This window comes from Rhizobium sp. KNZ2-6A, assembly GCF_056755475.1.
Genome location: NZ_JBNDIC010000041.1, coordinates 22929 through 35763, shown reverse-complemented (window position 1 = coordinate 35763; position 12835 = coordinate 22929). Strand labels below are relative to the sequence as shown.

Here is a 12835-nt window from a genome sequence, read left to right as displayed (position 1 = left end):
GCCATGTATATCGCCATGAACCGCTTCAAGGTCGTCATCGGTTTGGAAGGCGAATTCGAAGAGGTTTGGAGAGGGCGGGATTCCCGGCTATCCGAAGTGCCCGGTTTTCTTGAGTTCCGCCTCCTGCGCGGCAAGACGGATGTCGAAGAGGGCTATACGCTGTTTTCCTCGCACACGACCTGGCATAGCGAAGAGGATTTCATCAATTGGACGAAATCCGAGCATTTTCGTATGGCGCATCGCAGTGCCGGCGAGAACAAGCGGCTCTATTGGGGGCCGCCGCAATTCGAGGGTTTCGCTGTCGTTCCGGGGATTTGAGGCGGAGTCGCCTGCCTCGGTAAGATAGCTTTCTCTCAGGCCTTGGTCGCACCGGTTCTGAAGAAAGCGCCGAGCGCTATCGCGGCCCAGCCGGCGATCATGCCCATTCCGCCTGTCGGAGCGGCCATCGGAAAGAGCGAGCTCCCACCAAAGTGCCTGATGATGAGATCGCCGGCGAAGATCAGCGTTCCCAATCCCAGCAGGATCGCGGCAGCCGGCGCGGTGCGGATACGGTCATAGCCGGCGTAGAGCGCCAAAAGGGCCGGGGCATGAGCGAGGCTCATGGTGGAGGCCGCGCCGAGGAAATGCGTGTCGCCGCCATGGGTAGCGGCCGCGGCAAGCGCGACGCCGCCACCGCCGAGAATGCCGGCGATAAACAGGGTAGCCGGACGGATTGCGGCGCCAATGCTCATGTTTTCCTCATTCCCTATTTTGCATATGGAAGGCCAGACGCTCGACCGGCTCCCAGATGATCGCCCTCAGTTTTTCGTTCTCGATGGTTTCATCCATGGCGCGGCGGAAGCACAGCAGCCATTCGTCGCGCTCCTTCGGACCGATAGCGGCGACGAAATGCCGGCTGCGCAGGCGCGGATGGCCGCGTTTCTCGATATAGAGCTGCGGACCGCCGAGATAGCCGGTCAGATATTCGTAGAATTTCTCCTGTGAGCCTTCGAGGCTCGGCGGATGCACGGCGCGGCAATTGGCAGCCTCCGGCAGCGTATCCATCAGTTCGTAAAACCGCGATGTCAGCGCCCGCACCGTGCGGTCGCCGCCGATCGCTTCGTAAAGTGTGATGGTTTCTTCGCTCAAGCCCGGGCCTCTATTTGCGATGTCCTACATGGCAACTGAAAGGCGCGGCCGCAACCGCCGAAGCGGCCGATGCGGCGTTTCGGCGCTGCCTTATTTACCGGTCGTCAGGTGAAACGCGTCGCTCTCCCCGGGAATGAGCTCGAGCGGCCACACCGTCTGGCGTGTCTTCCTGGGATATTCCTGACTATAGGCGGGCATGCTGGAAAGCAGGATCTCCGCCAGCTCGACGCCAAGATCATGCACGGAGGTGCGAAAGCAGGTCAGCGCCGGCTGCAGGAATTTGGCGCGCGGCGCCTCACGGAAGCTGACGACCGCAATGTCGCGCCCAGGGATGATGCCGGCTTCCATCACGCGCCGATAGAAGCCGATCGCCATCAATTCGTAGATCAGGATCACGGCCGTCGGCCCGTCTTCGAGGCTCAGCAGTTCGTCGGCAACCTGATAGCCGCCCTGTTCGCTCGATTTGGCGCGGATGACGAGCGCCGGATCATAGGCGATGCCATGCCGCTCCAGCGCCCTGCGATAGCCGTCGACGAAGATGAAACCGAGATTGATGTCGCTCGAGGGTGCGCTGACGGCGATGCGGCGATGTCCATGCGCCACGAGCCTATCGATGGCACAATTGACGACGCCGTCGAAATCGAGGTCGGCCCAGGGATGCTGGGCGCCGGAAAGGCTGCGGCCGAGTGCCGCAAACGGGATCTTCGCCTTGGCGAGCAGGTCGAAGCGCTTGTCGACGCGCTGCGTCTCCGAAATGATGAGGGCGTCGACGACGCGCCTTGCCACCATCCGCTTCAGATATTCATACGGATCTTCGTCGTGCGGGCAGGGCAGCATGATCAGGTCGAGCTTGTGGCGCGAGAATACGCTCTGCAGCCCCCCCGTCACGGTCAGAAAGAAATTGTCGCTGTTTTCAACCGTTTCCCGGCTGGACTGGATCATCAGTCCGATGACATTCGTCGTGCCTTGCCGCAGGCTGCGTCCTGATTGGTTGGCTACATAACCCAGCTGCTCGGCGGCAGCGAGAACGCGCTTGCGGGTTTCCTCGTTGACATCAGGCTTGCCGTTCAACGCCCGTGATACTGTGCCGATCGAGATATCGAGATGCTCGGCAAGCTGACGAATTCCCTTCATCGGCCGCGGTTTTCCTCCATGCAACATTTTCCGTTGTCCTCCTCTATTGACACAGGAAAATCTTTTCGCATAGTATCGTAAACGTTTACGGAGCGCGTGTCATGAGGGGTTTCCGCACCGCCCGCTGGAGGACATCGTGAAATTTAATGCCATTTTGTGCGGGTGCGGAGCTATGTCCAAGGGCTGGCTCAGGGCCATCGCCTCGACGCCGACACTTGCCGAATCCATTCAGATCGTCGGTCTGGTCGATCTCAATCGAGCGACCGCTGAAAGCCTTGCGAAAGAATTCTCTCTCGACCATGCCGTCATAGGTTCGGATCTCGCCGAGGTTATTGCTGCAACCAAGGCGGATCTCGTCTTCGATATCGTCATCCCCGCCGCGCGCTTCGGCGTGGTTTCGACGGCGCTGAAGGCCGGCTGCCATGTCTTGAGCGAAAAGCCGATGGCGACGTCGCTGGCCGAGGGCGCTGCGCTGATCGATCTTGCAGCTGAGGCCGGCAAGGTCCACGCCATCATCCAGAACCGCCGCTTCATCTCCGGCATCCGTCGCATGCGACGCCTGGTGGAAGAGGGGGCGATCGGCGAGCTTACGGGCGTCCACTGTGATTTCTTCCTCGGCCCGCATTTCGGCGGCTTCCGCGAGGAAATGGACAATGTCCTGCTGCTCGACATGGCCATTCATACTTTCGATGCCGCCCGCTTCGTTTCCGGCAAGGTGCCGCTCTCGGTCTATTGCGTCGAAAAGAACCCCGTTGGGTCTTGGTACAAGCATGGCGCATCGGCGCATGCGCTGTTCGATTTTTCCGATGATGTCGTCTTCAGCTATCGCGGCTCCTGGTGTGCCGAGGGTCAGCGCACGAGCTGGGAAAGCCAATGGCGGCTCACCGGCAGCAAGGGCATGCTGACCTGGGACGGCGAGGAGAATTTCGAGGCTGGTGTCGCCGGCGACGAGCCGGGCCTGCTGCATGGCTTCACCCCGATCGAAGTTCCCGGACCGAAATACGAGGAAGAGACGCACGGCCACGCCAGCGTCATCGCCTCCTTCATCGACGCGATCAAAACCGGCAAGTCGCCAGAGACCGCAAGCGGTGACAACATTCGCAGCCTCGCCATGGTTCTCGGCGCGATCGAGAGCGCCAAGACGGGCCGGCGTGTCGATATTTCAGCACAAGGACAATGACATCATGACAAATCCGGCAAAGGCCATCCGCATCGGCACGATGATCAGGGCGACGAACGACGATGCCGCCAAGAACATCGCAAAGATCGCCGATCTTGGCTTCGAAAGCTTCGAACCCTTCTTCTGGCAGACGACCAACGGCCAGAACCTTGCGGATCTTGGCAAGCGCTGCCGCGACGCCATCGGCGACCGCGACATCACGATCTCGACCATCGGCATGTTCGGCAATCCGCTCGAAGAGCGCGAGATGGACCTGCAGACGCTGCAAGGCTGGAAGGACTGCATCGACAACGCCCATCATTTCGGCGCGACCTGCGTTGCCGGCTTCACCGGCCGTATCCGTAACCAGCCGCTCACCGACAGCCTGCCGCGCTACAAGCAGATCTGGAGCGAGCTTGCCAAGCGCGCCGCCGACAAGGGCATCAAGATCGCCTTCGAAAATTGCGCCATGGATGGCAACTGGGCGACCGGCGACTGGAACATCGCGCATAACCCGGATGCCTGGGAGCTGATGTTCAACGAGACACCGGACGACAATATCGGCCTGGAATGGGAGCCGTGCCATCAGATGGTCTATCTGATCGAGCCGCTGCCGCAGATCCGCAAATGGGCGAGCAAGATCTTCCACGTTCACGGCAAGGATGCGACGATCCGCTGGGACGTCATCAAGGAACACGGCATCTTCGGCAAGGAGAAGTTCGTCTTCATGCGCACGCCGGGCTTCGGCGACAGCAACTGGACCGACATCATCTCCGAGCTGCGCCTTGCCGGCTGGTCCGGTTCCATCGACATCGAAGGCTGGCATGATCCGGTTTATCGCGACGCGCTCGAAATGACTGGCCAGGTTCACGGCCTGAACTATCTCAAGAGAAGCCGGGGTGGCGAATTCGTCGAGTAACGCATGATTTGCAATACTGCATCGATTTAGGCGGCAAGTTGTGCGTTAATGTGATGCCCGGAGCGGCTGATGCTTCGGGCAGGACGGGTACCCTACGGAGGAACTGCCGAGCGTCCGCCCCTTGTCCCATGTGACAGGCGGGCGCTCGGTGCAGCTAAGAGGAAACGCCGACGGCAGCGCGGGCCATGTCGTCGGACTAATACCGTCACGGTTCGCATGGTGGAGGAGAATGTATGAATATTTTTTCGAAGCTGGCGGTTTCTGCCGGCATGTCGCTTCTTTTGGCTGCCGGTGTCGCGCACGCCCAGAGCAAGACATTTAACGTCTGGTGGTTCGAGTTGCCGGACACGCCTCAGGCCAAGGCCTGGACCAAGGCTCTTGAAACGCTGAAGGCCAAGCATCCGGATGTCACCATCAATTTCGAACAGAAGACCTTCGACCAGTTGCAGAAGGCAGGCAGCCTTATCCTTAATTCGGACCAGGCTCCGGACGTTCTGGAGTATAACAAGGGCAATGCGACGGCAGGACTCGTCGCTTCGCAGGGCCTGCTGACGCCGCTTGACGACCAATTCAAGTCACGCGGCTGGGACAAGATTCTCAACGAAACCAACACGCAGCTCAGCAAATATGACGCCAACGGCATTTACGGTTCAGGCCCGATGATTGGTGTTCCGGCTCACGCCGAATTCGTCTCGGTCTTCTACAATATCGATATGTTCCAGGCCAACGGCGTGAAAGTGCCGACCACGCTGGACGAATTCGAAGCCGCTCTCGACACCTTCAAGAAGAAGGGCATTACGCCGCTTGCCTATGGCACGGTGGATTCCAACGCGCAGCACCTGCTTTATACGCTGGCCCTGACGCAGGCCGACGATACCTGGGTCAAGAACTATCAGGGCCTCAAGGCGCCGCTCGACACCAAGCCCTTCCTGTTTGCTGCCCAGAAGATCGTCGACTGGGTGAGCAAGGGCTATATTTCCAAGGATTCGACCGGCCTCAAGGGCACGGGCGGTGCCGACAACCTCTTCTCGTCCGGCACGGCGCCAATGTTCGTCAGCGGCACCTGGAACAATGGCAATTTCGCCGGCTCGATCAAGAACTTCAAATGGAGCCAGTTCGTCTTCCCGACACCGAAATACAGCACCGGTTCGACCGGCAACCTGTTCATGGTGCCGAAGAGCGCCAAGAACAAGGATCTCGCCTACGAATTCATCGATCTGCTGCTGAGCAAGGAGAACCAAAATCTGGACGCCAATCTCGGCGGCGTCGCCATTGCTGCCGATCCGGCCGCGGTCACCGACGAAGTCGGCAAGCGCAATGTCGAACTCTTCAACCAGATTTCCGCCAAGGGCGGTCTCGGCTTGTATCCGGATTGGCCGGTCCCCGGCTATTACGAGCTGCTGATCCAGGCGACCACAGGCCTGGTGAACGGCTCGACGACGCCTGACCAGTTCGGGGCACGCCTGAAGAAGGCCTACGACGACGTGCAGGCAGCGCAGTAACACCATCGGCGACAATCACAACGGCGAGACGGCTCCAACGTCGCCTCGCCGTATCGGACTGGAGGATTTCGATGGATAAGTCGAAGAACGCCGGCAAGGCGGGGTATTATTTCTATATGATTCCCGGCGTGCTGGGCTTTGTTCTCATCGTGCTCGTTCCCCTGATTGCCAATCTCGCAATCAGCTTCACGACATGGAAGGGCGGCGTCATTCCGCCGCGCTATGTCGGCCTGGAAAACTATCAAAGATTGCTTCAGGACACCCTCTTTTGGGGTTCGATCCAGCATACGTTGCTGTTCATCATTTCGATGACCATCGTGCCCATTCTGCTGGGATTGCTGCTTGCGGCGGTGCTTTTCGACTATATCAGCGCGCAATTCAGCGAGAAGTGGTCGAGCTTCTTTCGCGCGGGCTTCTATCTGCCGCAGATCCTGCCGCTGACCGCCGCCGGCGTTCTCTGGGCATGGATCCTCAATCCGATCGGCATCATCAATGCGGTGCTGAAAGCGATCGGGCTCGATTTCCTCGCCAAGAACTGGCTGGGGGACGCAAGTTATGCGCTTTGGGCGGTTTCAGCCGTCATCGTCTGGGTGCAGGTCGGCTATTGCCTGGTGGTCTTCATGTCCGGGCTGGCGCGCGTGGACCCCTCGCTCTATGAGGCTGCCGAGCTTGACAATGCAAGCTGGTTCGGGCGCTTCCGTTCCATTACGATCCCGATGCTCATGCCCGAAATCTTCGTGGTTGCGCTCACGACGCTGATCGCGGCGCTCAAGGTCTTCGCGCCGATCTATGTTCTGACATCAGGCGGGCCGGACAATGCAACGACGGTTCCGTCCTATCTGTCCTATTATCACTTCTTCACGACGAACCGCGTCGGCTATGCCGCGTCGATCGCGACATTGCAGACGGCCGTGACCATCTTACTCGGCGTCGTGTTCCTGCGCATGCAATCGAAGCAAACCGAGGGAGGGCACTGATATGACGGCCACGTCTTCACTTTCCGCCCCGGCTGTTTCGGTGCACCATGGCCAGAAGAAAGGGATAGGCCGATGGGTCGTCCTGGCCATCCTGCTGGTTTTCCTTGCAGGCACGCTCTTTCCGTTCTTCCTGGCCGCCGTCAATGCCATCAAGACGCCTTCCGATTATGCCGCCAACGGTCCGCTCGCCTTTCCGCAGAGCTTTGATCTGACGGCGCTCAAGAACTTCTGGGCGACCGTCGATTTCCCGCGCAAGCTCTTCAACAGCATTCTCATCAGCGGATGCACCGCCATTCTGGCCGTCGTACTCAGCCTGCTCAACGCCTATGCCATTGGCATCGGTCGCGTGCGCGGCGGACAGGTGATGCTCGTCATCCTGTTGATTTCGATCATGGCGCCGCAGGAGGCGCTCGTCTATCCGCTCTACTATATGTCCAAGCAGGTCGGTCTGTTCGACTCGATGCTTTCGGTTATCCTGATCATCGGTGTCCTGCATACCGCATTCGGCACTTATCTGCTGTCATCAGTCATGGCGACCTTCCCGCGCGAGATCATCGAGGCGGCGCAGATCGACAATGCGAGCCGCTGGCAGATCCTTTGGATGGTGATCGTGCCGGTGCTCAGGCCGACGCTTGCGGTGCTCGCGACGTTCTTCTTCATCTGGACCTGGAACGAATTCCTGATCCCGTTGGTGTTCCTGGTCTCCAACAACAACCAGACGGTATCCGTCGCCATGGGCGTGCTGTCGGGAGCCAATACGCAGGAGCCGACCGCAATTGCGGCAGCGTCGCTGCTCGGTATCCTGCCGACGGTGATCTTCTTTCTGATTTTCCAACGGACCCTGACGCGCGGTGTCGCGGTCGGTGCCGTCAAATAACCAATGCGGAAGCGCCGGTCCGACTGTCGTCGTCGGGCGGGCGCGATGAATGGCAAGTCCGACGACTTCGATTTTCCGCAGGAGGCGTAAAGTGGCAGGAATCAACATCAAGTCCCTCACCAAGCATTTCGGTGCCGTGCAGGTTCTCAACGACATCGATCTGACGATCGAACGGGGCGAGTTCGTCGTCTTCCTCGGCGGCTCGGGCTGCGGAAAGTCGACATTGCTGCGCATGATCGCGGGTCTGGAGTCGATCACCAGCGGTGAGATCTGGATCGGCGGAAAGCGCGTCGATCAATTGCCGCCCGGCGAGCGCGGCGTATCGATGGTTTTCCAATCCTATGCGCTCTATCCGCATATGACCGTTCGCGACAACATGTCCTTCGGCCTGCGCAACATCAAAACGCCGAAGGCCGAGATCAACAGGCGCATCGAGGAGGCTGCCAAGATCCTTGAAATGCCGCATCTTCTGGATCGCAAGCCCTCGGCTCTCTCCGGCGGTCAGCGCCAGCGTGTCGCGATCGGCCGCGCCATCGTGCGTGAGCCCGATGTCTTCCTCTTCGACGAGCCGCTCTCCAACCTCGATGCAGGCCTGCGCACGCGCACGCGCGTCGAGCTGGCGCAGTTGCATGAGCGGCTGGGCGCGACCATGGTGTTCGTCACCCACGACCAGGTGGAGGCGATGACGCTCGCAGATCGTATCGTCCTGCTCAACAACAAGAAGATCGAGCAGGTGGCCACTCCCGTCGAGATCTATACGCGCCCCGCAACGCGCTATGTCGCTCAATTCGTCGGGTCGCCGGGCATGAACTTCATCAATATAGCCGGTGTCGGCGAGGCAAGCGGGCTGGCGACGGCAACGCTGCCGGACGGATCGGTCATCAAGACGGCGATAGCGCTCAACGGTCTTTCGAATTCCGGGCTGACGCTTGGCATCCGCCCCGAGCATCTGGTCGTCACGGCGGCGGAAAAGGGCGACATCGACGGCAAGGTCGAGACGGTGGAGCGTCTGGGCGACCGTTCTCTCGTTCATGTCAGGCTCAAGGACGGCTCGAAGATCATCGGCACCGATCCCGGCATGACGACCATCGCCACCGGCTCGCCGATCGCCTTCACCGTCGATGCCGCAAAGGTGAGCATCTTCGACGAGAAGGATGCAGCCTATCATTCGGTAAACTAGGGGGGGAGCAACAGGAAGAGCAGCCACATTCGATAAGGTTCAGAGGCAATCAAGTCAGCCGTTGACGAAACCGTCCAACTGGTATGTTATATCGCCATGTCCACTGCGCATCATAGGAAGAAGCAGCCCTTATTCGTCCGCCAGCAATTGCTTGACGTGGCGGCGCGGCTTGCTTCCGAAAAAGGGATGACGGCGGTGACGCTGGATGCCGTTTCCGGCGCGTCCGGCGTCAGCAAGGGCGGCTTGCTGCATCATTTTCCCAGCAAGAACATGCTTCTGGAGGCGTTGTTCGAAAGCCTGCTGGAACGGCTGGATGCCGCGATCGAGGAAGCGATGCGCGCCGATCCGCTGCCGCATGGCCGCTTTACCCGCGCTTACCTGCATGCCTGCCTGGCGCTGCGCGATCAGCCCGAGGGTACGAAGGACTGGGCGCAGGTGACGATGGTGCTGCTGACCGAACCGCAATTGCGGCAGCGGTGGCATGCATGGGTGCGCGAGCGCAGCGAGGAATATGTCGGTACGGACTCCTCGGTGGATGCGGCGATCGTCAGGCTGGCAGCCGATGGGATCTGGCTTGCCGACCTGCTCGGCAGCCACGAGATGGACGAGAGCGCTCGTCAAAGGCTGATCGACCGGCTGATCGAGCTGACGCAGCTCTAACCTTATCGGAGACAATGGAATGGCGAACGCATCGGTCTATGCAATGCTGCTGGTCGCGATCGTGCTTGAGGTGGTCGGCACGACGGCATTGCAGATGTCGCAGCAGTTCACCCGCCTCGGCCCGACGGTCGTCCTGGTGGTCTGCTATGTCGCAGCCTTCTATTGTCTTTCGGTGACGTTGCGGGTCATTCCGGTGGGCATCGCCTATGCGATTTGGAGCGCGCTCGGCATCGTGCTGATTTCGATAGTGGGGGTCGTGCTTTTCCGCCAGAAACTCGACCTTGCAGCCGTCGTCGGTCTGGGTCTGATCATTGCCGGCGTGCTCGTCGTCAATCTCTTTTCAAAATCCGTGTCGCACTGAAAACACAGGTGTTGTCTATGGTCGTTTTTGTCTTTGTCAAATTCGCGGGGAGGCTTTATCTCTTGCCCCGACTGGGCTGATGGAGGCTTGAAGCATGGCGCTTTCCCAAAGCGCTTTGGATCGCATAACCCATTCAATTTCAATGGTATAAGAGGAGTGCCGAAATGACTATTCGTGCCGTCGTTTGGGGCGAGAACATTCATGAGCAGACAAACAAGGTCGTCGCCGAGATCTATCCGGAGGGCATGCACAATACCATCGCCAAGGCGCTGAATGCCGACGCCGGTATCGAGGCGACCACAGCAACGCTGCAGGAGCCGGAGCATGGTCTCAGCGAAGCCCGTCTGAAGGATACCGACGTTCTTTTGTGGTGGGGCCACAAGGATCACGGCGCCGTCAAGGACGAGGTCGTCGAGCGCGTCGCCAAGCGCGTCTGGGAAGGCATGGGCCTGATCGTCCTGCATTCCGGCCATTTCTCGAAGGTTTTCAAGCGCCTGATGGGCACGCCCTGCGCATTGAAATGGCGCGAAGCCGGCGAGCGCGAACGCCTTTGGGTCATCAATCCGCGCCATCCGATCGCGGCCGGCCTCGGCGAGCATTTCGAGCTTGAGAACGAGGAAATGTACGGCGAACAGTTCTCCGTTCCGGAGCCGCTGGAAACCGTGTTCATCTCCTGGTTCCAGGGCGGCGAAGTCTTCCGTTCCGGCATGACCTGGCGTCGTGGTGCCGGCAGCATCTTCTATTTCCGCCCGGGCCACGAGACATATCCGACCTATCACAATGGCACGGTTCAGAAGGTTCTGATCAATTCCGTGAAATGGGCTCACAACCCGCTCGGCACCCAGGCCAGCATCCATGATGCGCCGAACGTGCCGGTTGAAAAGGCACTGGAGCCGATCGTCGAACGCGGCCCGAAATTGCACCAAGCCGGCGAAGCCGGTTATCGCTGAGGTATCATATGCGTCTCATAGTAGTTGGCACGGGCGGCATGGCGAAGAACCATGTGGAGCATTTCGCCCGCATTCCTGGCGTCGAAATCATCGGCGCCGTCGATACGGATGCGACGAGGCTCACCGCCTTTTGCGATACGTTCGATATCAAGAAGCGCTTTTTATCGTTGGACGAGGCCATCGCCTGGGGCGAGTTCGATGCGGCGACCAACGTCACGCCGGACAAAGCCCACCATCCGACGACCCTGCCGCTGCTTGCCGCCGGCAAGCATGTTCTCTGCGAGAAGCCGCTCGCGGAGAATTATGAAAAGGCACTTGAGATGACGGAAGCTGCCGAACGGGCAGGGGTCGTCAACATGGTCAATCTGACCTACCGCAATGTCGCGCAGTTGCAGAAGGCGCGCGAGATGGTGATTTCGGGCGAGATCGGCACGGTCAAGCATGTGGAGGCGTCCTATCTGCAGAGCTGGCTCGTCTCCAAGGCCTGGGGCGACTGGCGCAGCGAATCCAAATGGCTTTGGCGATTGTCGACCGGGCACGGCTCGAACGGCGTTCTCGGTGATATCGGCATCCATATCCTCGACTTCGCCGCCTATGGCGCAGCGACTGATATCGGTCACGTCTTCGCCCGCTTGAAGACCTTCGAAAAGGCGCCTGGCGAGCGCATCGGCGAATATACGCTCGACGCGAACGACAGTTTTTCGATGTCGGTCGATTTCGCCAACGGTGCGCTCGGCGTCGTGCATGCGAGCCGTTGGGCGACGGGACATCTGAACGAGCTGAAGCTGCGCATCTACGGCGAGCGCGGCGGCCTGGAAGTGTCCCACAGCCCGAACGGCTCCGAATTGCGCGGATGCCTTGGCGATGACACCGAAACGGCGACGTGGAGGGTGCTTGAAGTGCCGCCGGTGCTGACCAACTATCAGCGTTTCGCCGAAGCTGTCATGACCGGCAGCAGCCAGGACCCGAGCTTCCGCCACGCAGCGAACTTGCAGCGCGTGCTGGATCTTGCCATGGTAACGGAAACCGAGCGGCGCGAACTGAAGGTCTGATATCATAGGCAACCTTCAGGTAAAGCCTTGGGAGTGCATAAATGTCTACCGAGGAAAAAGTTGCCAGCCACTATACGCACGGATCGCTGGAAACGGCGATCCTGCAAATCCTTGCGGCTGACGGCAAGGATATCGACAATCTGCGCATACGCGATCTGAGCGATGTCGATGAATTCCATCTGGGGCGGCATGCGGCGACGGTGGACTTCGCGCGGGATCTCGATCTTGCCGCCGGCCTGCGGCTTGCCGATATCGGCTCGGGGCTCGGCGGGCCCGCCCGACATTTTGCCGATATCTATGGATGCATCGTCTCGGGCATCGATCTCACCGATGAGTTCGTGCGGGTCGCCAATTGGCTGACGGCCCGCTGCGGTCTCAAGGATCTGGTTTCCTTCCGGCAGGGCAGCGCTTTGGCGCTTCCTTTCGAGAGCGGCAGCTTCGATCGGACGACGCTCATCCATGTCGGCATGAACATCGAGGACAAGGCGCGGCTGTTTTCCGAGATCAGGCGCATTCTCAAGCCGGGCGGTCGTTTCGGGCTTTATGAGATCATGCAGATGCGGGAGGGAACGCTGCCCTATCCGATGCCCTGGGCGATGGAGGCGGAGACAAGTTTCGTCCGCAGCCCGGATGTCTATCGAAACCTGCTGCATGAAGCTGGCTTCACGGTCGAGGTGGAACAGGATCGCAGTGCTCTCGCAATCCGGCTGGCACATGAAGCGCGCGCCAGGGCTGCCGCGGCGGGTGAGGCGCGAGACCAGGGGTTTCGTACGCTGATGGGCCCGAGGGCTGGCGAGCGCATGAGCAACGTCAACGTGTCGGTCGAAGGCGGCCTGCTCGCGCCGATCGAGATGATTGCCCGCGCGGTGTGATAGAAAGCCCTAGCTGATGATCGGAATCTCCGTCCGGTTTCATTGGAGTACGCTTTGCCGTTCT

Annotated in this window: 15 protein-coding genes; 12 read left to right on the top strand and 3 right to left on the bottom strand. The window is 59.9% G+C overall.

What is annotated here, in order from left to right; genetic code table 11:
• Positions 1-3: 3 nt before the first annotated feature.
• Complete coding sequence (gene hmuQ / locus ACPYOP_RS24235; RefSeq protein ID WP_481412828.1) at positions 4-318, top strand: heme-degrading protein HmuQ; 315 nt, start codon at positions 4-6, stop codon at positions 316-318.
• A 35-nt stretch (positions 319-353) separates the two neighbouring features.
• On the opposite strand, the gene ACPYOP_RS24230 is transcribed toward hmuQ, so the two are convergent.
• The 3 genes from ACPYOP_RS24230 to ACPYOP_RS24220 all read right to left on the bottom strand — a co-directional run bounded on the left by ACPYOP_RS24230 (position 354) and on the right by ACPYOP_RS24220 (position 2262).
• Positions 354-731 (bottom strand): DUF423 domain-containing protein, encoded by a 378-nt coding sequence (locus ACPYOP_RS24230; protein ID WP_481412827.1) that lies wholly within the window; start codon positions 729-731, stop codon positions 354-356.
• A 7-nt stretch (positions 732-738) separates the two neighbouring features.
• Entirely contained in the window at positions 739-1128 is a 390-nt protein-coding gene (locus ACPYOP_RS24225; protein WP_047629379.1) for a group II truncated hemoglobin, read from the bottom strand.
• Between the two features lie 90 nt (positions 1129-1218).
• The gene (locus ACPYOP_RS24220) at positions 1219-2262 is read right to left on the bottom strand and encodes a substrate-binding domain-containing protein (RefSeq protein ID WP_481412826.1); all 1044 of its coding nucleotides are present in this window, start codon (positions 2260-2262) and stop codon (positions 1219-1221) included.
• Positions 2263-2398: 136 nt separating this feature from the next.
• Here ACPYOP_RS24220 and ACPYOP_RS24215 point away from each other — a divergent pair, with 136 nt between their 5' ends.
• From ACPYOP_RS24215 to ACPYOP_RS24165, 11 genes are all read left to right on the top strand, one after another.
• Positions 2399-3442, top strand: a complete 1044-nt coding sequence (locus ACPYOP_RS24215; RefSeq protein WP_481412825.1) for a Gfo/Idh/MocA family protein — start codon at positions 2399-2401, stop codon at positions 3440-3442.
• 4 nt (positions 3443-3446) lie between these two features.
• On the top strand, positions 3447-4340 hold the full coding sequence (locus ACPYOP_RS24210; protein WP_481412824.1) for a sugar phosphate isomerase/epimerase family protein: 894 nt from the start codon (positions 3447-3449) through the stop codon (positions 4338-4340).
• Positions 4341-4573: 233 nt separating this feature from the next.
• Positions 4574-5842 (top strand): ABC transporter substrate-binding protein, encoded by a 1269-nt coding sequence (locus tag ACPYOP_RS24205; protein WP_481412823.1) that lies wholly within the window; start codon positions 4574-4576, stop codon positions 5840-5842.
• A gap of 71 nt (positions 5843-5913) precedes the next feature.
• Positions 5914-6819 carry a carbohydrate ABC transporter permease gene (locus ACPYOP_RS24200; protein ID WP_481412822.1) on the top strand — a complete coding sequence of 302 codons (906 nt, stop codon included), beginning with the start codon at positions 5914-5916 and terminating at the stop codon, positions 6817-6819.
• Between the two features lies 1 nt (position 6820).
• The gene (locus ACPYOP_RS24195; protein WP_481412821.1) at positions 6821-7696 is read left to right on the top strand and encodes a carbohydrate ABC transporter permease; all 876 of its coding nucleotides are present in this window, start codon (positions 6821-6823) and stop codon (positions 7694-7696) included.
• Between the two features lie 91 nt (positions 7697-7787).
• On the top strand, positions 7788-8876 hold the full coding sequence (locus ACPYOP_RS24190; protein ID WP_481412820.1) for an ABC transporter ATP-binding protein: 1089 nt from the start codon (positions 7788-7790) through the stop codon (positions 8874-8876).
• A gap of 96 nt (positions 8877-8972) precedes the next feature.
• Positions 8973-9536 (top strand): TetR/AcrR family transcriptional regulator, encoded by a 564-nt coding sequence (locus ACPYOP_RS24185; RefSeq protein ID WP_481412819.1) that lies wholly within the window; start codon positions 8973-8975, stop codon positions 9534-9536.
• A gap of 19 nt (positions 9537-9555) precedes the next feature.
• Entirely contained in the window at positions 9556-9897 is a 342-nt protein-coding gene (locus tag ACPYOP_RS24180) for a DMT family transporter (protein WP_481412818.1), read from the top strand.
• 164 nt (positions 9898-10061) lie between these two features.
• Positions 10062-10847: a ThuA domain-containing protein gene (locus tag ACPYOP_RS24175; protein WP_481412817.1), complete on the top strand. Its 786-nt coding sequence runs from the start codon at positions 10062-10064 to the stop codon at positions 10845-10847.
• An 8-nt stretch (positions 10848-10855) separates the two neighbouring features.
• Positions 10856-11899 carry a Gfo/Idh/MocA family protein gene (locus ACPYOP_RS24170; protein WP_481412816.1) on the top strand — a complete coding sequence of 348 codons (1044 nt, stop codon included), beginning with the start codon at positions 10856-10858 and terminating at the stop codon, positions 11897-11899.
• Between the two features lie 41 nt (positions 11900-11940).
• A complete protein-coding gene (locus ACPYOP_RS24165) occupies positions 11941-12771 on the top strand; it encodes a class I SAM-dependent methyltransferase (RefSeq protein WP_481412815.1) in 831 nt (276 codons plus the stop codon).
• The last annotated feature ends 64 nt before the right edge of the window (positions 12772-12835 follow it).

Excerpts from the sequence above, each read along its gene's own strand:
- ACPYOP_RS24170 (WP_481412816.1), top strand. The coding sequence starts at position 10,856 with ATGCGTCTCATAGTAGTTGGCACGGGCGGCATGGCGAAGAACCATGTG.
- ACPYOP_RS24205 (WP_481412823.1), top strand. The coding sequence starts at position 4,574 with ATGAATATTTTTTCGAAGCTGGCGGTTTCTGCCGGCATGTCGCTTCTT.
- ACPYOP_RS24230 (WP_481412827.1), bottom strand. The coding sequence starts at position 731 with ATGAGCATTGGCGCCGCAATCCGTCCGGCTACCCTGTTTATCGCCGGC.
- ACPYOP_RS24220 (WP_481412826.1), bottom strand. The coding sequence starts at position 2,262 with ATGAAGGGAATTCGTCAGCTTGCCGAGCATCTCGATATCTCGATCGGC.
- ACPYOP_RS24200 (WP_481412822.1), top strand. The coding sequence starts at position 5,914 with ATGGATAAGTCGAAGAACGCCGGCAAGGCGGGGTATTATTTCTATATG.
- ACPYOP_RS24210 (WP_481412824.1), top strand. The coding sequence starts at position 3,447 with ATGACAAATCCGGCAAAGGCCATCCGCATCGGCACGATGATCAGGGCG.
- ACPYOP_RS24185 (WP_481412819.1), top strand. The coding sequence starts at position 8,973 with ATGTCCACTGCGCATCATAGGAAGAAGCAGCCCTTATTCGTCCGCCAG.
- ACPYOP_RS24180 (WP_481412818.1), top strand. The coding sequence starts at position 9,556 with ATGGCGAACGCATCGGTCTATGCAATGCTGCTGGTCGCGATCGTGCTT.
- ACPYOP_RS24175 (WP_481412817.1), top strand. The coding sequence starts at position 10,062 with ATGACTATTCGTGCCGTCGTTTGGGGCGAGAACATTCATGAGCAGACA.
- hmuQ (WP_481412828.1), top strand. The coding sequence starts at position 4 with ATGTATATCGCCATGAACCGCTTCAAGGTCGTCATCGGTTTGGAAGGC.
- ACPYOP_RS24165 (WP_481412815.1), top strand. The coding sequence starts at position 11,941 with ATGTCTACCGAGGAAAAAGTTGCCAGCCACTATACGCACGGATCGCTG.
- ACPYOP_RS24195 (WP_481412821.1), top strand. The coding sequence starts at position 6,821 with ATGACGGCCACGTCTTCACTTTCCGCCCCGGCTGTTTCGGTGCACCAT.